General features: G+C 48.4%; 21 protein-coding genes. 11 read left to right on the plus strand and 10 right to left on the minus strand.

The features are described from left to right. Positions 1-4: 4 nt before the first annotated feature. From K7P76_RS09615 to K7P76_RS09630, 4 genes are all read right to left on the minus strand, one after another. Positions 5-1,426 (minus strand): NAD-dependent malic enzyme, encoded by a 1,422-nt coding sequence (locus K7P76_RS09615; RefSeq protein WP_232185079.1) that lies wholly within the window; start codon positions 1,424-1,426, stop codon positions 5-7. A 36-nt stretch (positions 1,427-1,462) separates the two neighbouring features. Next, positions 1,463-2,989, minus strand: a complete 1,527-nt coding sequence (locus K7P76_RS09620; RefSeq protein ID WP_232185080.1) for a tripartite tricarboxylate transporter permease — start codon at positions 2,987-2,989, stop codon at positions 1,463-1,465. A gap of 11 nt (positions 2,990-3,000) precedes the next feature. After that, positions 3,001-3,462 (minus strand): tripartite tricarboxylate transporter TctB family protein, encoded by a 462-nt coding sequence (locus K7P76_RS09625; RefSeq protein WP_232185081.1) that lies wholly within the window; start codon positions 3,460-3,462, stop codon positions 3,001-3,003. Between the two features lie 65 nt (positions 3,463-3,527). Then, the gene (locus K7P76_RS09630; RefSeq protein ID WP_232185082.1) at positions 3,528-4,544 is read right to left on the minus strand and encodes a tripartite tricarboxylate transporter substrate binding protein; all 1,017 of its coding nucleotides are present in this window, start codon (positions 4,542-4,544) and stop codon (positions 3,528-3,530) included. Positions 4,545-4,758: 214 nt separating this feature from the next. Between K7P76_RS09630 and K7P76_RS09635 the strand changes: the two genes are divergently transcribed. The 7 genes from K7P76_RS09635 to K7P76_RS09665 all read left to right on the plus strand — a co-directional run bounded on the left by K7P76_RS09635 (position 4,759) and on the right by K7P76_RS09665 (position 10,646). After that, entirely contained in the window at positions 4,759-6,342 is a 1,584-nt protein-coding gene (locus K7P76_RS09635) for an ATP-binding protein (protein ID WP_232185083.1), read from the plus strand. A gap of 4 nt (positions 6,343-6,346) precedes the next feature. Then, positions 6,347-7,045, plus strand: a complete 699-nt coding sequence (locus tag K7P76_RS09640; RefSeq protein WP_232185084.1) for a response regulator — start codon at positions 6,347-6,349, stop codon at positions 7,043-7,045. A 111-nt stretch (positions 7,046-7,156) separates the two neighbouring features. Then, positions 7,157-7,795 (plus strand): TetR/AcrR family transcriptional regulator, encoded by a 639-nt coding sequence (locus tag K7P76_RS09645; RefSeq protein ID WP_232185085.1) that lies wholly within the window; start codon positions 7,157-7,159, stop codon positions 7,793-7,795. Positions 7,796-7,865: 70 nt separating this feature from the next. Continuing rightward, positions 7,866-8,741 (plus strand): substrate-binding periplasmic protein, encoded by an 876-nt coding sequence (locus K7P76_RS09650; RefSeq protein ID WP_232185086.1) that lies wholly within the window; start codon positions 7,866-7,868, stop codon positions 8,739-8,741. A 28-nt stretch (positions 8,742-8,769) separates the two neighbouring features. Then, positions 8,770-9,414: an amino acid ABC transporter permease gene (locus K7P76_RS09655; protein ID WP_232185087.1), complete on the plus strand. Its 645-nt coding sequence runs from the start codon at positions 8,770-8,772 to the stop codon at positions 9,412-9,414. Positions 9,415-9,434: 20 nt separating this feature from the next. Further along, positions 9,435-10,181, plus strand: a complete 747-nt coding sequence (locus tag K7P76_RS09660) for an amino acid ABC transporter ATP-binding protein (RefSeq protein ID WP_232185088.1) — start codon at positions 9,435-9,437, stop codon at positions 10,179-10,181. 42 nt (positions 10,182-10,223) lie between these two features. Beyond that, a complete protein-coding gene (locus tag K7P76_RS09665; RefSeq protein WP_232185089.1) occupies positions 10,224-10,646 on the plus strand; it encodes an OsmC family protein in 423 nt (140 codons plus the stop codon). 7 nt (positions 10,647-10,653) lie between these two features. Here the strand turns inward: K7P76_RS09665 and K7P76_RS09670 are convergent, their stop codons facing one another. From K7P76_RS09670 to K7P76_RS09685, 4 genes are all read right to left on the minus strand, one after another. After that, positions 10,654-11,343: a GGDEF domain-containing protein gene (locus tag K7P76_RS09670; RefSeq protein ID WP_232185090.1), complete on the minus strand. Its 690-nt coding sequence runs from the start codon at positions 11,341-11,343 to the stop codon at positions 10,654-10,656. A 25-nt stretch (positions 11,344-11,368) separates the two neighbouring features. Then, entirely contained in the window at positions 11,369-12,070 is a 702-nt protein-coding gene (locus K7P76_RS09675) for an HD-GYP domain-containing protein (RefSeq protein ID WP_232185091.1), read from the minus strand. 589 nt (positions 12,071-12,659) lie between these two features. Continuing rightward, entirely contained in the window at positions 12,660-13,151 is a 492-nt protein-coding gene (locus K7P76_RS09680) for a PepSY domain-containing protein (RefSeq protein WP_232185092.1), read from the minus strand. A gap of 27 nt (positions 13,152-13,178) precedes the next feature. Beyond that, complete coding sequence (locus tag K7P76_RS09685; protein ID WP_232185093.1) at positions 13,179-13,883, minus strand: hypothetical protein; 705 nt, start codon at positions 13,881-13,883, stop codon at positions 13,179-13,181. Between the two features lie 271 nt (positions 13,884-14,154). Here K7P76_RS09685 and K7P76_RS09690 point away from each other — a divergent pair, with 271 nt between their 5' ends. The 3 genes from K7P76_RS09690 (at position 14,155) to K7P76_RS33090 (ending at position 15,515) form a co-directional block, all read left to right on the plus strand. Next, positions 14,155-14,844: a transposase gene (locus K7P76_RS09690; RefSeq protein WP_232185094.1), complete on the plus strand. Its 690-nt coding sequence runs from the start codon at positions 14,155-14,157 to the stop codon at positions 14,842-14,844. Next, on the plus strand, positions 14,837-15,202 hold the full coding sequence (locus K7P76_RS09695) for a hypothetical protein (RefSeq protein WP_232185095.1): 366 nt from the start codon (positions 14,837-14,839) through the stop codon (positions 15,200-15,202). Before K7P76_RS09690 ends, K7P76_RS09695 begins: the two co-directional genes overlap by 8 nt. Before the next feature lie 184 nt (positions 15,203-15,386). Continuing rightward, entirely contained in the window at positions 15,387-15,515 is a 129-nt protein-coding gene (locus K7P76_RS33090) for a hypothetical protein (RefSeq protein WP_255678434.1), read from the plus strand. 366 nt (positions 15,516-15,881) lie between these two features. On the opposite strand, the gene K7P76_RS09700 is transcribed toward K7P76_RS33090, so the two are convergent. After that, positions 15,882-16,568 (minus strand): class I SAM-dependent methyltransferase, encoded by a 687-nt coding sequence (locus tag K7P76_RS09700; protein ID WP_232185096.1) that lies wholly within the window; start codon positions 16,566-16,568, stop codon positions 15,882-15,884. Beyond that, entirely contained in the window at positions 16,555-17,565 is a 1,011-nt protein-coding gene (locus K7P76_RS09705) for a MerR family transcriptional regulator (protein ID WP_232185097.1), read from the minus strand. Before K7P76_RS09705 ends, K7P76_RS09700 begins: the two co-directional genes overlap by 14 nt. A 217-nt stretch (positions 17,566-17,782) precedes the next feature. On the opposite strand from K7P76_RS09705, the gene K7P76_RS09710 reads away from it, so the two are divergent. After that, complete coding sequence (locus K7P76_RS09710; RefSeq protein ID WP_232185098.1) at positions 17,783-18,511, plus strand: SDR family oxidoreductase; 729 nt, start codon at positions 17,783-17,785, stop codon at positions 18,509-18,511.

Consider the following 18,511-nt stretch of genomic DNA (forward strand, 5'->3'; position numbering starts at 1 on the left):
CCCCTCATCTGTACTCTCTAGGAATTCTCCGCGCCACGCCGGTCTTCATAGCGGCTTTAATAACGAGATCCCGAATCGCTTTCACGACTTGTTGATTAAACACGCTGGGTATAATATAAAACCGATTTCTTTCTTCATCTGTTATCGACGAGGCGATAGCTTCAGCTGCGGCAAGCTTCATTTCTTCATTGATCGTCGTAGCCCTGCAATCCAAGGCGCCGCGGAAGATGCCTGGAAAACACAATACGTTGTTGATTTGGTTAGGGTAATCCGATCGGCCGGTTGCCATGACCGCGACGATATCTTCCGCCTCTTCCGGCCTAATCTCCGGCGTCGGATTGGCCATCGCAAAGACGACCGGATTTTCGGCCATTTCCATGACGTCCTCACGGTGCAGAAGTCCGCCCGCCGAAAGGCCGATGAATACATCCGCGCCTTGAATGGCTTCTTGCAGAGAACCCTGAATGCGATAAGGATTGGTGTGCTCCGCATACCACTGCCATATGGCGTTGTCATACTTCTTATCGGCAGTTAAGGCACCATCCCGGTCCACGCCAACGATCTCTTTGACCCCTGCGGATAGAAGAATTTTACTGCAAGCAACGCCTGCCGCGCCAATACCGCAAACGACTACCTTAATCTCGTCAATGGATTTGCCTACGATTTTTAAAGCATTAATCAATGCCGCATATAAGACGACCGCCGTGCCATGCTGATCATCGTGGAACACGGGGATATCCAGCTCTTCGCGGAGCCGTTGTTCGATTTCAAAGCATCGAGGCGAAGAAATATCCTCGAGGTTGATCCCGCCGAAGCCGGGAGCGATGGCTTTGATCGTGGCGATAATCTGTTCCGTATCCTGCGTATCCAAACAGATCGGGTAAGAATCCACATCGGCGAATTGCTTGAAAAGCATGGATTTCCCTTCCATGACGGGCATCGCCGCGTAAGGGCCGATATTGCCAAGACCTAACACAGCGCTTCCGTCCGATATAACGGCAACGGTGTTTCTTTTGACGGTTAACGTAAAAGCTTTCCTTGGCTCTTCATGAATAGCCATGCATACGCGGGCGACATCCGGAGTATAGACACGAGAGAGGTCATCCCGATTCTGAATGGGCGTTTTCGGTTTGATTTCGATTTTGCCGCCCAGATGCAACAGAAAAGTTCTGTCGGATACGTTTACCAGGCTGACGCCTTGCAAGTTCTTGACCGCTTCCGTGATTTTATGGATATCGATCGCGTCGGCAACGGTGATCGTGATGTCTCGCACGGTCATGTTCTGGCTCGTCTGAATGACGTCCATGGCAACAATGTCGCCGCCTGCTTCGAATATTGCCGCTGCTACCTTGCCGAATTTGATTTCATGGATATTGATTTCGAGTCTGAGAATAATGCTTTTTCCGCCGAGCATGTTGTTGTCCATTGTAACCTCCATCTGGTTTCTTGATCTCGACGTGAATTAACCTTCTTCATTGACGATTACTTGTTTTCCTCTCTTTTTCATCAAGAGCGGGACAATAATCCAGAGCGCCGCGATCAGCAAGAACACGGCGGACATCGGTTTTTGCAGGAAAATCATAAAATCGCCGTTGGAAGTGGTCAGCGCTCTGCGCATATTATTCTCAATCATCGGTCCGAGCACTAAGCCGAGCACCAAGGGGGCTAAAGGATAGTCGTTCCTTACGAGAAAATAGCCGGCAATACCGCAGCCAAGAAGCAGCATGAGATCGAAGATTTGCGCTTGAACCGCATATACGCCGAAGATGGAGATCGCTACAATGATCGGAATTAAATATTTCGCCGGCGTCTGAATGACTTTGGCGAATACTTTAACAAGCGGCATATTGAGAATAAGAAGCATCAAGTTTCCGATAAACATGCTCGCAATCAGCCCCCAAGCCACTTGGGGATGTTCATCGAATAATAAAGGACCCGGCTGGACGTTATACATGATTAGGGCACCCATTAGAATGGCAGTTGTACCAGAGCCGGGAATTCCTAAGGTGAGCAGCGGGATCATTGCTCCGCCGGATGCCGCATTATTGGCGGATTCGGGAGCGGCAACCCCGGCGATATTCCCTTTGCCGAACGTTTCGGGCCGTTTACTCATTTTCTTTTCCATAATATAGCTGAAGAAGGAAGCCAACGTAGCGCCGGCGCCCGGCAATATTCCAATAAAGAACCCTAATAACGAGCCCCGGGCTATGGGAGCTGCGCTGTCCTTGAGATCCTGTTTGGTCGGTAAGACTCGCCCTATCTTAGCTATTTTTCCGCTGGAATAGTCTTTTTCCAGAATCGTTTTAAATACTTCGCCCAAAGCAAACAAACCGACCGCTACCGTCAGAAATTCGAGACCGGAATAAAGCACCGGTATGTCATAAGTGAATCGTGCGACACCGGAAACCGTATCCATCCCGATGGTGGCCAGAAGTAAGCCTAGCACGGTCATGATCAACGCCTTAGTCATCGATTTCCCGGCCAGACCGCTCACGGCGGCAAGTCCCAGAAGCATTAAAGAGAAATAATCCGCGGGTCCGAACTTGATCGCTACTGTAGATAAAGGCTGCGCTAATACAACAAGCGCGATAAGCGCGAACAATCCGGCAACAAAAGATCCGATCGCTGCTATGGCTAGGGCCGCTCCAGCCCTTCCTTGCCGAGCCATTTGATAACCGTCCAAGGTAGTCACGACAGAGGAGGATTCCCCTGGCGTATTTAATAAAATGGAGGTGGTCGATCCCCCGTACATCGCACCGTAATAGACGCCTGCCAGAAGAATAATGGAGCTTGTCGCCGCTTCTTCCGGTCCAAGGCCTCCGGTCATCGACGCCGTAATGGGAATCAGCAAAGCTACGCCGCTCATGGGGCCGATTCCGGGAAGAACCCCGACAGCCGTACCGATTAATACCCCTACAAAAGCGAATAGTAAATTATGCCACTGGAGAGCGGTTGCGAAACCATGCGCCAGATAGTTTAAGGTTTCCATTCAAATACCCCCTAGGATAAAGATAGCCAAGAAGGAAAGCCTGGCATCGATCCTTCCAGAATAACGACAAACAAGACGTAAACACCGACTGAAAACAGGCTGGCAATAAGCAGCGACTTTAGCCATTTTCCTCGTTCCAGTACTTGGAAGCTGAATAGGAGAAAGAGGAAGGTGCCCAGGATATAGCCGATGTCTTCAAAGAAGAAAGCATAGAGAACAGCCGCGGCAAAAATCATCAAAAATCTTTTGTAGTCGAGTTTTTCTTTTTCTCCGCCATGATCTTTAGCCTTTAATACTTCGTAAAATAAGCGGATACTTAGCAGGATAAGCAGCGACCCAAGCCCAAGGGGAAAGATATTGGGCCCCACGTTACTGCCATAGGACGAAGCGCTGATCGTCGTACTCTGCCACACGAATCCGATTCCAATCAGTAGATAGACGAAGCTGGCGTAGCGATCGAATTTTTTGTTCAAGATTGTGCACCGCCTTTGGATAAATAAAGAAAGGGGGAGGAAGGACCTCCCCCGATATAAGCTGATTATTTCTGCATGCCGAGCGCCGTCAGCAACTCTTTTACGACCGATTCTTGGCTTGCCAGAAAGCTTGCGAAGTCGGCGGAATTTTTATATTCGCTTTGCCAATCGTTTGATTGCAGTTCCTTTTTCCATTCTTCGTTCTCGGAGAGAGCCTTTAATTTGCCGTCCCAATAACTAAGTTCATCCTTGGTCATTTCTTTCGGGCCAAATACGCCGCGCCAAATCGTAAATTCCGCGTCGATGCCCAGCTCTTTCAAAGTAGGAACATCCTTAAAATCTCCGCCGAGTCTTTCGGTTGAAGTAACGGCGAGGATTTTGATTTTTCCGGCTTTGAGATAACTGCCTAAAGACGAAACATCAGTTCCGATGGCATCGGCATTATTTCCGAGCAGAGCGGCTATCGCTTCGCCTCCGCCATCGTAGGACAAGTATTTAACCGATTTCGGATCGATTCCGGATTTGAATGCAGGCAGGATGGAGATTAGATGATCCATGGAACCGGGCGCCGACCCTCCCGCAAACGTGAGCTTCGTCGGATCTGCTTTAATGTCGTCGATTAAGGATTTGAGATCGTTGTATTTAGAGTCGGCAGATACCGCGATCGCGCCGTAATCTTTGGTTAGCTGAGCCAGCGGTGTCGTATCTTTATAACCGAAAGGGCTGTTTCCTTCTTTTTTAAGATTGTTAATGAGAATAGGCGGTGAGCTTACGAACAGTTTATAGGGGTTATTTTTGTCTTCTGTAGCATAAGCTGCCAAGAATACGGCGCCACCGCCGCCCGGTTTGTTTTCCACGGTCATCGTTTTATCCACGAGCTTCGTTGCGCCCAGCACTTTGGTAAGGGATCTTGCTGTTTTATCCCATCCGCCGCCAGCGCCTGAAGGCGCAACTACGGTAATGGGCTTCTCCGGATACTTGGAAGCGGGTTCTTGCGTTCCTGCGTCCTTTGTATTAGTCGTACCGCATGCGGTTAGACTAACAACAAGGAGAGTCGCAGTCATCATGGTTTTCCAATTCATTAATTTGTGTCCTCCCTTAAATTAGAATGCGTATTTGTAAACGCTTTCTTTTCTTTCTGTCCTTAATATAAACGCCCTCTGAATGCGCTGGATAGTATAACGAAATAAGTTGAAAAATAATCATAAGGCGTATTTTGTTCATAAAATTCACGGCTGCAATTATAGTGCCGTGTTATCATATATTCAACGAGCCCTTTTGGAAGGAGTGACTTGTATGCGGTTACAAACCAGGTTGATCCTGCTGATTGGCGCCCTTTTATTTATTATTATCAGCGGTCTGGCCTTTACTTTTGAAAGACTGCTGGAAACTACGCTCAAAGGGCATATCGGTTCTTCTGCGCTCAAGATCGCTAAGACGGTAGCCTCTATGCAAGTCATAAAGGATGCTTTTTCCGAGCCTGATCCATCGAAGATCATTCAACCGATTGCGGAAACGATCCGCATAGAAACCGATGCGGAATTCATCGTAGTCGGCAACTTAGACGAAATCCGTTATTCTCACCCGGTTCCGAGTCAAATCGGCAAGGAAATGGTCGGCGGGGACAACGGGCCGGTATTGCAAGGACAATCGATTATTTCGGAAGCCGTCGGCTCTTTAGGACTTTCTTTGCGGGGAAAGGCGCCTATCTTTGATAACAACAAACAAGTCATCGGTATCGTATCGGTCGGATTTCTGGTGGAGGATATTAATAAAACGGCCGTTGCTTATCGGAACAATTTGATCCTATTGGCGGCAATCGCGATTATGATTGGAAGCGGAGGGGCTATCTTTATTGCGAATGGCGTGAAACGGTCCATCTTCGGGTTGGAACCGAAGGAAATTGGTTTGCTGTATCAAGAAAAGAAAGCTATTCTCGAGTCCATCCATGAAGGAATCATCGCCATCAATAAAGAAGGATCGATTACCCTGGCGAATCAAGCCGCATTAAAGCTGTTGAGTCCGCACGAGGAAATGGATATTTCGGGGAAACCTATCTTGGATGTATTGCCGGAATCCCGTTTGTTGGAGGTCATGAATACGGGGGCAGCCGAGTTTGACAAGGAAATGATTATTAACGATAGCTTGGTGGTAGTCAATCGTTTGCCTATCCTTAATCATCAGCAACAAGTCATTGGTGCCGTATCCAGCTTTCGTAATAAATCGGAGCTGCTCCGGTTAACGGAAGAGCTCTCTCAGGTGAAACGTTATGCGGAAGCGCTGCGTGCGCAAACCCACGAATATTCAAACAAGCTGTATACGATTTACGGGCTCATCCAATTGGAATCGTATCAGGAAGCCATGGATCTTATTACGCATGAAACAGACGTTCATCAGGGTCTCATCCACTTTCTGATGAAAGAGATTCCGGACCCTATCCTTGGAGGAATTCTAATCGGCAAGTTCAACCGCGCGAATGAGCTTAAGGTGCAATTGGAAATTGATCAGGAAAGTACGTTCCGAGATGTCCCCCATTCCGTGAGTCGCAATCATCTGGTCACCATCATCGGAAATTTAATTGATAATTCATTTGACGCCGTGCTTGCCGCTGATCGCGAAACCAGGAAGGTTAAGCTATTCATGACCGATCTCGGCGATGATTTAATCATCGAAGTGGAGGACAATGGGGTAGGCATACCGCCGGAAGCAGAGGATCGTATTTTCGAGGTCGGGTTTTCCACTAAAAATGGGACTGAAGGCGGTTTTGGCCTTGCTTTAGTCAAGCAGGCGGTGCAGCAATTGAACGGCTATATTACGTTTCAAGCACATCCTCACGGGGGAACGATTTTTACTGTGGCCATTCCAAAAGGAAGGAAGTAAAAGGATGATCCAAGTGCTAATTATCGAAGATGACCTCCGCATCGCGCAGATCAATCGCCGGTTCGTGGAAAAGGTAGAAGGATACGAAGTCGTTGGCATCGCAACGGACGAGCAGCAGGCGCGGGATCATCTGGAAATATTTAAACCCCATTTGGTGCTGTTGGATTTGTATTTTCCGGATATGAAAGGCCTTGATCTTCTGCGCGATATTCAAAAAAACGATCCGCTAACGGATGTTATCATCATTACCGCGGCCAAGGAAATTGATGCCGTAAGAGAAGCCATACGCGGCGGCGTGTATGACTTCATGATTAAACCGGTTGTTTTCGATCGATTTGAAACAAAGTTGAAATCTTATCAGAAGTACCGTCAAAAAATGCGCCAATTAGAGGACGCCAATAAACAAGTAGATCAGGAAGAGGTTGACCAGCTGTTATGGGGAACGAACGAGAAAGGATACAAGGACTCCTACCTTCCTAAAGGAATCGACAAGCTTACGATGGAAAAGATTGCTTCAGTCATCCATCGGAGCGCGGAGGAATTGACGGCGGAAGAGCTGGGGAAAAGGGTCGGCGTCAGCCGTTCAACCTCCCGTAGGTATCTGGAGTATTTTGTGGCAAAAGGCGAGCTGATCGCAGATATCTCGTACGGAACCGTTGGAAGGCCGGAGAGAGTATACAGAAGCACGCGGCGTGAAGAATAACCCTCGCTACGGAGAAGAGCGACTTAATTCCGAGTATTCTTCTTGACAATATACAAGTTAACCGATAGGATATAAAATTATGCTGACTGACTAGTCGATCAAGAGGTGAGGATGATTCCGAATTCGGATCGCGATGATTCATACAGCAACGAGCGTAGAAGGCATCTCATGGAAATTGCTCTTAAACGCTTCGCGAAGGACGGCTACCACCCGACCAAAATATCGGATATCGTCGGCGAGGCGGGTGTAGCTCAAGGTACGTTCTATTGGTATTTCAAGAGCAAAGAAGCGGTTGCCCTCGAAATCGTTGAGGATGGACGAAATCAGTTGCTTGACGTTATCGCCCAAGGTTATCGTCAGGATTCCGGTACGGTTCAAGATATGGTGCAGGCTTCGGAAACTTTGCTTTGCAGGCTGTTCCTCTTTGCCGAAGCCAACCGACATCTGATGGAATTGCTGCTGGGAAGCATGGCCGCAAGCGACACGATCCGTCAAGCGATCGGGGAAACCCGTATCGCGATGGAAAATGCGTTTCTGCTTAATATCGAACGGGCGATTGAACTGGGAATGCTACCGGCGACAATAGACGCCAAGCTTAGGTCGGCGTTTCTTATGAGCTTGATTGAGGGAGTCATCTCGCGTTGGCTGTTCGCGACGATGTTGCCCGGCAACGGTACCCAGGCCAAAACGGCTCAACAGCTTGCTTCCGAAACGGCCCGATTTGAATTTTTCGGATTGCTGGGCATATAACGGTTGATGGTTTTAACTGGCGAGAGCCGGGCACCTTATAGACAAATAGATAACAGGGAGAGAATAACCCATGCTTACCAAATCAAAGAATTCATTGATCCTTACGATATCCGTCATCCTGCTTGTTGCGCTGGCGCTCGCCGGATGCGGCTCTAAGTCCAACTCCAATGACAATCAAGCTGCAAGCTCGCCTGCGGCTAGCGATAGCGGAACTGCGAACACCGATAATCTGCTGAACCAAGTCAAGAGCGCCGGCGTCTTGAAAGTAGGGCTCATGGGCACATACGCACCCTATAACTTTCTGAATGAGAACAAAGAGATCGACGGTTTCGACGCAGACATCGCTAAAGAAATCGCCAAGCGTCTCGGGGTTAAGGCCGAATTCGCCCCGCAGGAGTTCTCGGGGTTGATCCCCAGCCTGCAAGCCGGCAAAATCGATGCGATCATCAGCCAGGTGACGATTACGGACGAACGCAAACAGCAAATCGACTTCACGCAGCCGTACATTACGAACGAAGTCAAAATCATCGTCCGCCAGGATAACGATTCGATTACGAAGCTGGAAGATTTCAAAGGTCGAAATATCGGCGTAGGTCTCGGCACGAACGATGAAACTTATTTGCGTAAAGAAGTGTTGCCTAAAATAGGGAAGTTCGATATCAAAACCTACGACGACGTCATTACTTCGCTTCAAGATTTGAATGCCGGACGGATCGATGCCACTATCAACAACCTGTATGCTTTGAAGCCAATCGTCGATAAGAACGGATTCAAGATCAAAGCCGTCGGGGAAGCCCTTAAGGCCGATAAAGCCGGAGTCGCGGTTCGCAAAGACAATCCCGAATTCCGCGATGCGCTCGATAAAGCTTTGACGGACATTAAAGCGGACGGAAACTACAAAACCATTTTCAAAAAATGGTTCGGCGAGGAACCAGCGGCGGAATAACAAGGGAATCAGAAGGGAATCGGCGGTTATGGATCTTTTATTGGATAACGGGTTCTTCCTGCTTAAAGGAGCCTATTATACGCTGTTGATCACCGTCATATCGATTTTTTTCGGACTGATCATCGGCATCGCGGTTGCCTTAGCCAGATTGAAAGGCAGCCGTCCAATCCGGTGGCTGGCGCGCGCTTACGTATCCGTCATTCGCGGTACGCCCGCTCTCGTGCAAATTTTTATCGTTTATTACGGGCTGGTGGATTACGGCATTACCCTTGATTCGTTAACCGCTGCTTGCATGGCGCTAAGCATCAATGTCGGCGCTTATTTGTCCGAGACTTTCCGCGGCGCGATTCTTTCCATACCGAAAGGGCAGACAGAGGCGGCTTATGCGTCGGGGATGACTTCGTGGCAGGCTCTGAGAAGAATCGTCTTTCCTCAAGCTGCCCGCGTGGCCATCGCGCCGATGGGCAACACTTTTATCGGGATGCTCAAAGAATCTTCGCTCGTTGCCGTTATTGCCGTAACCGAGTTGCTCCGGTCCGCACAATTGCTGATCGCACAGTATTATGTGAACATGCCTTTTTATCTGGGCATTGCTGTTATGTACTGGGTGATGAGCACCGTATTTTCGGCTATTCTGGAGCAGATCGAGAAGCGGCTTTCCAAGGCATATTGAGGTTGGGACGTGAACATACGATGATTCAAACGATCGGACTATCGAAAACATTTCATGACGCGGAAGTGTTGAAAAATATCGATTTACGGGTTGCCAAAAGCGAGATCGTCGTTCTGCTCGGTCCCAGCGGATCAGGGAAAAGCACGCTTTTGCGCTGTCTGAATGGGTTGGAGGAACTGAGCGGAGGCGTCGTCGAAGTGAACGGTATCCGGGTGGATGCGGCTATGAAATCTCGGGAGAAGCATGCGAAATTTCGGGAAATTCGGCGGCAAACCGGAATGGTTTTCCAACAGTTTAATCTGTATCCGCATAAGACGGCACTCGGTAACGTGATCGAATCGCTGCTGATCGTTAAGAAAATGCCGCGCGAACAGGCCGTGCAGGTCGGCGAACAGCTGCTTGAGCGGGTCGGGTTGGCCGATAAGAAGGATGCATTTCCTTCCCGGTTGTCCGGCGGTCAGCAGCAACGGGTGGCCATCGCCCGGGCTTTAGCCATGGAACCGGCCATTATGCTGTTCGATGAGCCGACATCGGCGCTGGATCCGGAATTGGTCGGAGAAGTACTAGATGTCATGCGGCAGCTGGCGAAGGAAGGGATGACGATGGTTGTCGTCACGCACGAGATGAAGTTTGCGCGTCAGGTTGCGAATCGAATCGTGTTTATGGATGGCGGAAGCATCGTAGAGGAGGCTGAGCCGGCAGCCTTTTTCCGGGAGCCCCAAACTGAAAGAGCGAGAAGGTTTCTGAACCAACTCAGCGATTATTAACTGTATTATCACTAATCTCACGTGAGAAAGCGGGTATACACAATGAGAGTAACGACAACATGGCAAGGGAAACGCGCATTTTCTTCGGTGGGGGATTCTGGCTATCCGATCGGTATGGATGCGACGGCTGCCTACGGCGGCGATGGCAAGGGCGCGACACCAATGGAACTGTTGCTAGCGGGTTTAGCCGGTTGCATCGGGATTGACGTTACCATGATCTTGGAACAATTTCTGGGAACGATTCGGAATATCGAGATTGATGCCGATGGAGCCCGTAAGGAAGAAATGCCGACAGGATTCACGTCGATCGAGTTGACCTTCAAAGTGGACGGGGATATTCCGGACTACAGAATTTGGAAGGCGATTGAAATGGGGAGCAAAAAGTACTGCGCGGTATCCGACTCGCTCAAAGCCGATATCCGCTACAAACTCATTTTGAACGGCGTCGAAGCAACCAAAGGTTAAGAATGAGTTATAACTGCACTTCTTGAACGGGTTGGGCAGCATCCTCTTGATTTCGGCGGTTGGGCTTGTTTTTTTTCTCGGAAAACATCTTTCGGTCTGAGATTTTAATGAGATCGTCCAGGCGATTGCCTTCATCGGGATAGACGGAGTAGCCAAGGGAGACGGAAATCTCGATTGAAGTATAGCTGCTAATGTGACTCAATCTATTCTCGAGGTTACTATACAGCAGGGTAATGGTCTTCTCGTCTACTCGCGGCATAATGACCAGAAACTCATCCCCGCCCCACCGGATGACATAATCCGTATTCCTGAAGGAATCGGTAAGGACATTGGCAACTTGCCGTAACACTAGATCGCCCATCTCATGATCATGCTTTTCGTTAATGGACTTGAAATTATCGATATCAAGGACGAACACCATTACCTTCTCAGACTTCCTATCGGCTGAAAGCTTGAGCTTTGGAAAGATTTGAAGGGCATAACGTCGATTGTAAACTTCGGTTAGCGCATCATTCTCGGAATTGTATTTGGCTTGGTCATATTTTTTTCCGAGCGACCAGCTAGTAAACGCATAGATAACGGACATGCAGGTCAACGCAACTACAGTATAATCTTGTTCTAAATAATAATCGGCAAACAGAAGCACAGAAATGGCAACGGCAATCTGAAGCGTTAGTATTCTGCCTCTGTAATTCATGATCGAGGCACCGTCCTTCTCGAGGTTATATGACGACTAGCAGGACTTCGTTGCCGATGAGCGACTGCATGATTTTCCCCAGAAATAATCGCGTGATCTCCGGATCCAGCGCCCCGAAAGTATCATTCTGCATTTGCCTCAGAATATCGTAGAACGGCGACGCATTGCGGTAAGACCTTCTCGAGGACATCGCATGGAAAATATCCGCAACCGCTATGATTCGGCTAAAGAGGTCAATGTCGGACGATTGAATTCCATGCGGATAACCGCTTCCGTCTTGCCTTTCATGATGCTGCAGAGCGACTAACGCCTGTCTGTGATTTGTCCCCGGCGTCTGTTTGATGATTTCATATCCGAATTCGGCGTGTTTCTTCATCATGGCGTATTCTTCATCCGTTAGCTTGCCTGGTTTGTTCAGAATGTCCAAAGGGATTTTCACTTTGCCTACGTCATGAAGCGTTGCCGCCATCGTTAATTCCGATAGATCGGACTCCTCCATATCGAGCCATTGGCCAATCAGGGTAGAGATGACTCCAACCCCTAGATTGTGCCGATACGTATAATCGTCTTTGGATTGCAACGTAGCAAATAAACCGAACAGGTTCTGGTGCTCGGTCGTGTGATGAATCATCGGTATGATATTGTGGCTGGCGAATATCCAGAAGCGGTACTTCTTGCGTGTGGCGCATCCCCTGAAAAATCCCTTCCATTTGCAGGATGCATTCATCCATCATCGCGCTTTGCTCGAAGTCTACATCCTCTACAAAGGAAGGGGTAATCGTGACATCGTAATCTTCCAGTAAAATTTGATGCTTTTCTAATAGGCTTAATTGCTCCCGGTCAAGCACCGAATCCGCAGGGACGACAAGAAGCATGGACTGATTGTACACGTCCCGGTTTAACCGTTCTCCGAGAAATCTGTCGTTCGTGTATAAGCTCTGACCGATCATTCTCATCCCGCCGAGTCGAATATTAAATTTTACTTTAAATATAGACCTGTACGCGGCAAAAAAAACTATGACGGCACAATTAGCGAACGCATATTTGTTCCCACCGATCCTCAAGTTGCTGTAGGTATATCTGTGGAGATCGATTAAATCGTCTTCGTTGGACGCCGTCAGGAAGGCGAGCGCTCCACTGGACCTTAAGCGCAGCATAGGTTTCGTAGCTCACGGATTGCAAACGAACCTTGACGTGTTTTTGGCGAAGCGCATCATCCAACATGTTCCCTGAGACTTAACACTTGTTATACAGCTACAGAGAAGCCTCCAATGCCACGAATGTGACTGGAGGCTTCTTTCTTAAAGTTCATGTATTTACCGATACGTAAAGGCGTATAGAACCTCACCGGAGTTTGCGTCAACGACGACATTGAACTCGTGATTAACGACAGGTTCTTGACCTCTGAGGGCATGCCCTTTTTTTGTAATTCCTTTGAAGGTTACGATATAGACTGGAGTATCTTTCAGGAAACCTTCTTCATTGAGTTTCGGGTTTTTTTCCTTGGCTGCATCCGAGAACAATGCAAATTGATTGTTCGTCATGAGTTGGTACTCCGCATTAATCTCATTGGCTTCCTTCGCATATCCTGGCGCGTATTTCGAGGCAATCGAAATGGCTTGGTCATTGCTGAGGGCAGTAGCGACATCCGGTTTTTTGAGCGTCACGCCATCCAATAGAAGCTCAGCTTGGTCTTGTGCCGTTATCGGGGAGTTATCCTGCCCCGCATTCGCCTTAATGGCATAACTTGAAACAGCCGTCACAGCAGCGGCAAGCATAAGTACAGTTATCCAATTTTTTCTTTTCATGGTCAGTCACCTCGTCCTTTCAGTTTTCTAAGTATCCCAAGAGTACCAGTAGCCGCTAGAGCTCCAATTGGATGTACTGATGGAGCTGCCCGTATCATTAGTGAAGGTAAGAGTAGGCTTTTTCCATACCCACTTTGACATGTCCGAAGAGGAAGCACTGCCATCCCAGTAAGTTACACTTTCTATTTTCATTTTATCCGTTGAAGTGCCGATGTAGCTCGTGCTTGACGAATCATTTTCGTTATAGTACTGAATGCAGTTGGGCGCAATCGAAGCGTTGGTCGAAGAGATTAGGGTAGACCCGACATAACCTTCCCAATAACCGCTACTCGACTTTTTAACGATATAGACATGTGAACTGCCTCGAGCCGGACCAACGGTGGATGTGACTTCATGGTAGGTACTTGAATTTGGCATCCACCCAAAAAAGTAATGCGGATCTTGGATCCCAAGATCAGGTTCAAAGGCAAAGCCCGTCTGAGCAATCGTCATGGTAGTATAGTTACCAACCGCGCTCCATGCCGTAGTCATCTCTGAGCCTGTAATGGACGGATAATTATTCGGCGTTACAATTGTAGCCTGGGCACCTTGTACTACCTGAATTGGTCCCGTTAAGCTAGCACTCTGGCCTCCAACAGAAACATTTGCACTTGCGAGAGACGGAAAACTTAGAAGCATGACGGATGCTGCAGCTACTGCCCATTTCTTAAACAACGCTCCTCGCCAACTCATTTGATCATCACTCCCATAATTTTTTATATATTACTATATTTAGTATATTTGGAATACCCTTTTTTTTACAGGGACTTTAGAATCAATTTCAAAATTATGGGACTTCACTTGTTTAGACTTCTACAATACCGGAAATGTTGCACTTTTTTTCTACGACTGACCAATGCAGGCTCCGCGTTTTTTTTCTACGACGGCTCAATTATCTAACAGATTTTTCCTATCTATTGTCGAAGGTATAAGGGACAAAGAATTTAACAAGAGTTGGTCCCTTATGCTATCCAAAAATCGACTCGGTTCTGCGCCGAAAGTATACTTCAGACCTGAATTGCATAACTGCCCGCATTGCGGGATCAAGCTAACACGTTCCCAAAACGCATGGAACAAGAAAATTTCAACGCTAACCGGGGTCGTTCATGCATGGAGCATGGCTTACGCATGCCCCAACGAAAGCTGTTCGTATGCTGGCGTTGCCTATAAATCAGCGGAGGCGGAAGCGCTCAGCATGAAGCATTCTTCTTATGGTTACGACGTGCTCTGCCTCGTTGGCGAGCTGCGCTTCAAGCAGCACCGCGCTTGCAAGGAAATTGCGGATGCGTTGAATGAACGTGGCATTGTGACCAGCGAACGATATGCACAGACGCTATATGAACGTTATCAAACACTGTTAGCAGCTAGCCTCGACGATCATGTCAGACAAAGCTTGGCGGAGACAACTGCTGAAAATGGGGGGAGCATCCTTTCCATGGACGGTGTCCAACCCGAGAAGGGAAATGAGATGCTGTATGTCATTCGCGAAGTCTTCAGCGGCACGATTCTCGTAGCTCAGAACATGAAGAGCGGAGCCGCTGCCGAGCTGAGAACGCTGATCGATCCGATTATCGAAATGGGGTATTCCCGTTGTAGGCATCGTCAGCGACGGACAGGTTTCCATCCGGCAGGCTTTCGAATCCCTCTTGCCTGACGTGCCGTATCAATACTGCCAGTACCATTATCTGAAAGACATTGCCAAGCCCGTCGTGGATGCGGATCGAAAGCTCAAAATGGAACTGAAAAAGAGCATGCGCGGCTTGCGGGATGTGGAGCGAAAAATCGAGAAGGCCGAGAAAAAAACAACGGAAGCCGCACAGACAAACGAGGATGCGACTTCTGACTCATTGGGCGCAGCAGCGGAAAAAACCGTGCCCTCGGAAGTGCAGGTGGCGAAGGGGTATGTTGCCGCTATCCGCGCATTGCTCTTGGAAGACGGTGAACCGCCACTCGAGTTACCCGGCATGTTGATCTATGAACGCGCCCAGGCCATACAGGCGTCGCTTGCGTGATGCTTGACTAAAAAAAGAGCCACATCTCCTTCAAGGTCTATTCAGAATTTTCAGTAAACTTGATGAACAAGCCTCAAGATATGAAGCCGTAGGCCGCTGGGCGACGCCGATTGCCTACATTGCAGCAGCACTGGAACTAGGCGAAGATAAGACGAGCGAAACCGTAGAATGGGAAATGGCCCATGTGTTGAGCTGGCTCAAACAGACCTATACGGAAGAGAATGATTCCGTCATGGTCGATAACGTGACCAGCTATTCCCGCGGGTTCTGGAAAGGGCTGTTTACCTGTTACGATCATTATTACATTCCGTGAACGAACAACGATCTGGAACAATTTTTCCGCCGAACGAAAGCAGGTCATCGCCGAATCACGGGTCTTCGTAATTGGAACAGCTACATCATTCGAAACGGAGAAATGATTGTACTTGTGGACGACGCGCTTCGTCAAAAACACGTCATCGCCCGTCTGAGAACTGTCAGCTATGAAGTATATGCAAAGCGCAGAGCACGATGGGCCGAACGCCTTTCCGAAGGTGTTCAACGCAGACGGTTTAACCGGAATCCTCACACTTTTTTGCAACAGCTAGAGGCACAGTGGGATCAAATAGATATTGTTCGTTAATTGTGCCGTCGTAGAAAAAAAATCCCCCAAATAGGGGAGGAAGGGGGGGAGCGTGACTTAGAGTTCGAGCCACCACACGCCCGCGCATTCGGGTAAGCGGACGAGATTTTGTTCAATGACCCGGTCGGCTACCTCGTCTCCGAAGAAAAACCGCGTCAATCGCTCGGCTTGTTGAATGCTGTCGAATTCATAGTCCGTTCGAATCCAGCGGTGAGAGAAGCCGTAAGTGTCTACCAACGCAGAATAGTATTGTTGCAGAAAATCGGGAGCATTGGGCGACTCAAAGCAAGTGCCTAACGTCTCGAAAATAATAACCGTCCCATTCGGTCTAAGCACACGTTTGATTTCCCCTATAACTTCGCTTATGTTTTGTTCCCAGTTATTTACGTTCGTGCTTCCCAAGTAACAGATTGTCCAGCCGGCGACGATAAGGTCCGCGCTTTGATCGGCTAGCGGGAGCTTCCGATGATCGGATACTTGCGTTGTCCAGTTCGTTAGATCCGCTTGGCGAAGCCTTTCCGCCGTAATCTCTAGCATCGCTTCCGAGGCATCGAGCGCGACTATCGATTTGGCTTTAGGCGCGAGAACCGTTGTCAGCCTCCCCGTTCCTGCTCCGATATCAACAATGTCCAATCCGCTGATCGGCCTGATTTCCTCGATGAATACGGTTAAATCAGGCTGTTTCGAGATTAGCTCGTGATAGTTGGCCGCTTCCTGCTGATAGATGTGATCATGATCCGGCATCGTAGCATTCCTCCTTGTAGGCATATAGGATATGAAGCAGAGGGTTGATTTGATGAGATTTTACGTGGAATCCATTGGATTCAAACCAATCATTCAAGATTTGAATGGAAGGGTATTGATCGATGTTTTCATCGCTAGGAGCATTCGAAACCATGAGATCGGCTATGCAAATACGCCCATGAGGCTTAAGAACCCGCCGCATTTCTTCTAATGCCAGCAGCTGTTGGACATCGTTCAGGTGATGAAAGGCAAAACTGGATACGACGAAATCAAATTGTCCTTCGAGATAGGGGAGGGCAAGGAAATTCCCTAATCTCGTTTCCAGAGCGGGGTATTTTCTTTGGCAAAGCCGCAGCATTTCTTTGGACTGATCAACGGCCGACATAGCGATATTCAGCTCCATAAACCTCGCGGCCAAATTCCCCGTTCCCGTTCCAATGTCCAAGCCCAGTTCGTTTTGAGCAGGCGCAATCGATTCAACGATTATATCCAGCGCCTCATCATAATCCGCATAATGTCCGGAATGACTGGCTACTTGTTCATCATGGGTGGAAGCTAATAAATTGAAATCCCATTTATCCGTCCAACTGCTTCGTTGTTCCCGTAATTTCTTGGAAGCTTCCGCAAGTCGGTAGATATGTTCTAGGGGTAAGGACTTCTCGGTTTTGAGAAGCGTGATCATCTGGTCCGTCGTGTCAATCACCTGTTTGATTTGCAACCACTCGGACATCATGACCGTTCGCTGGAGCTCAAGATAATATTGAAGCTCCTCTTTGTTGTTCTCGTCCCATGTTTCCAATGCGCTCTTAATATCCGATATGGACATTCCGGCTTCACGAAGAGAAATAATGGTTTGCAGTCTCCATACATCCTTTTCGGTAAAGGTGCGATAGAGATTGTTTGCCTGCTTAGCGGGTGAGAACAAACCTTTTTCTTCGTAGAAGCGTACTGCTCTCGCAGATATTTTAAGCTTGGCGGCTACTTCATTAATTTTCATTCTAAACGATCCCTCCATAACCATTGTAAACTGTAACGTTACGTTAAAGTAAAGGGGTTATTGAAATCGCCGGATAAGGTTATATAGGTCTGCCGTTGCAGCTTTGTCATTCAAGGAAGTGACAAAAACGATGACAGGGGTCACTATTAGGTAAAAAAATCCAGAAATATAATGAGTAGGAGGAAACAATCGCAAAATTCGGGAGGAGCATCGCATAATGGTCGTTAACCCAACAATTGCACTAGTAACAGGAGCTAATAAAGGAATCGGGTTTGAAATCGCACGGCAGTTAGGAGAACGAGGAATTACGGTTTTGGTGGGGGCGAGAAACGAGAAAAGGGGAGAAGAGGCCGTACAGAAGCTCATCGCTCAAGGAGTGAACGCATATTTCGTACCATTGGATGTAACCGATCAACAGACTATAGATGACGCTGCCGCTCATATCTTAACGACCTTCGGCAAGCTGGATATCCTAATCAACAATGCGGGAATATTTTTGCAGGAAAGCCCGCCGAGCAGCCTCGACGTGGAAACGATGAAAGCCGTGTACGATACGAATGTTTTCGGTGTTTTTAGGGTTACGAAGGCGATGATCCCGTTGCTGCGGCGTTCCGAAAGCGGAAGGATCGTGAATATGTCCAGTTCCCTGGGCTCGCTTGGGCTAAACAGCGATCCTAACTTCGAGCTGGCGTCGTTTCTCGTTCTTGGCTACAATTCTTCCAAAACAGCCGTTAACGCGATGACCGTATTCTTCGCGAACGAGCTGAGGGGTACCTCCATTAAAGTAAGTTCAGCGGATCCCGGCTACTGCGCCACAAGCATGACCAACTACTCCGGTTCTCGCTCTCCGCAAGAAGGCGCCCAAACGGCAGTCCGTTTGGCTACTTTGCCGTCAGAAGAAGCTACCGGCGGCTTCTACAATGAGAACGGAGTTGTGAGTTGGTAA

This window comes from Cohnella silvisoli, assembly GCF_021190915.1.
Taxonomy (GTDB): Bacteria; Bacillota; Bacilli; order Paenibacillales; family Paenibacillaceae; genus Cohnella; species Cohnella silvisoli.

Coding starts and splice junctions, on each gene's coding strand:
- K7P76_RS09615 (WP_232185079.1), bottom strand. CDS start 1,426: ATGGACAACAACATGCTCGGCGGAAAAAGCATTATTCTCAGACTCGAA.
- K7P76_RS09665 (WP_232185089.1), top strand. CDS start 10,224: ATGAGAGTAACGACAACATGGCAAGGGAAACGCGCATTTTCTTCGGTG.
- K7P76_RS09680 (WP_232185092.1), bottom strand. CDS start 13,151: ATGAAAAGAAAAAATTGGATAACTGTACTTATGCTTGCCGCTGCTGTG.
- K7P76_RS09645 (WP_232185085.1), top strand. CDS start 7,157: ATGATTCCGAATTCGGATCGCGATGATTCATACAGCAACGAGCGTAGA.
- K7P76_RS09710 (WP_232185098.1), top strand. CDS start 17,783: ATGGTCGTTAACCCAACAATTGCACTAGTAACAGGAGCTAATAAAGGA.
- K7P76_RS09690 (WP_232185094.1), top strand. CDS start 14,155: ATGCTATCCAAAAATCGACTCGGTTCTGCGCCGAAAGTATACTTCAGA.
- K7P76_RS09650 (WP_232185086.1), top strand. CDS start 7,866: ATGCTTACCAAATCAAAGAATTCATTGATCCTTACGATATCCGTCATC.
- K7P76_RS09705 (WP_232185097.1), bottom strand. CDS start 17,565: ATGAAAATTAATGAAGTAGCCGCCAAGCTTAAAATATCTGCGAGAGCA.
- K7P76_RS09630 (WP_232185082.1), bottom strand. CDS start 4,544: ATGAATTGGAAAACCATGATGACTGCGACTCTCCTTGTTGTTAGTCTA.
- K7P76_RS09620 (WP_232185080.1), bottom strand. CDS start 2,989: ATGGAAACCTTAAACTATCTGGCGCATGGTTTCGCAACCGCTCTCCAG.
- K7P76_RS09685 (WP_232185093.1), bottom strand. CDS start 13,883: ATGAGTTGGCGAGGAGCGTTGTTTAAGAAATGGGCAGTAGCTGCAGCA.
- K7P76_RS09655 (WP_232185087.1), top strand. CDS start 8,770: ATGGATCTTTTATTGGATAACGGGTTCTTCCTGCTTAAAGGAGCCTAT.
- K7P76_RS09660 (WP_232185088.1), top strand. CDS start 9,435: ATGATTCAAACGATCGGACTATCGAAAACATTTCATGACGCGGAAGTG.
- K7P76_RS09700 (WP_232185096.1), bottom strand. CDS start 16,568: ATGCCGGATCATGATCACATCTATCAGCAGGAAGCGGCCAACTATCAC.
- K7P76_RS09675 (WP_232185091.1), bottom strand. CDS start 12,070: ATGAATGCATCCTGCAAATGGAAGGGATTTTTCAGGGGATGCGCCACA.
- K7P76_RS09640 (WP_232185084.1), top strand. CDS start 6,347: ATGATCCAAGTGCTAATTATCGAAGATGACCTCCGCATCGCGCAGATC.
- K7P76_RS09635 (WP_232185083.1), top strand. CDS start 4,759: ATGCGGTTACAAACCAGGTTGATCCTGCTGATTGGCGCCCTTTTATTT.
- K7P76_RS09670 (WP_232185090.1), bottom strand. CDS start 11,343: ATGAATTACAGAGGCAGAATACTAACGCTTCAGATTGCCGTTGCCATT.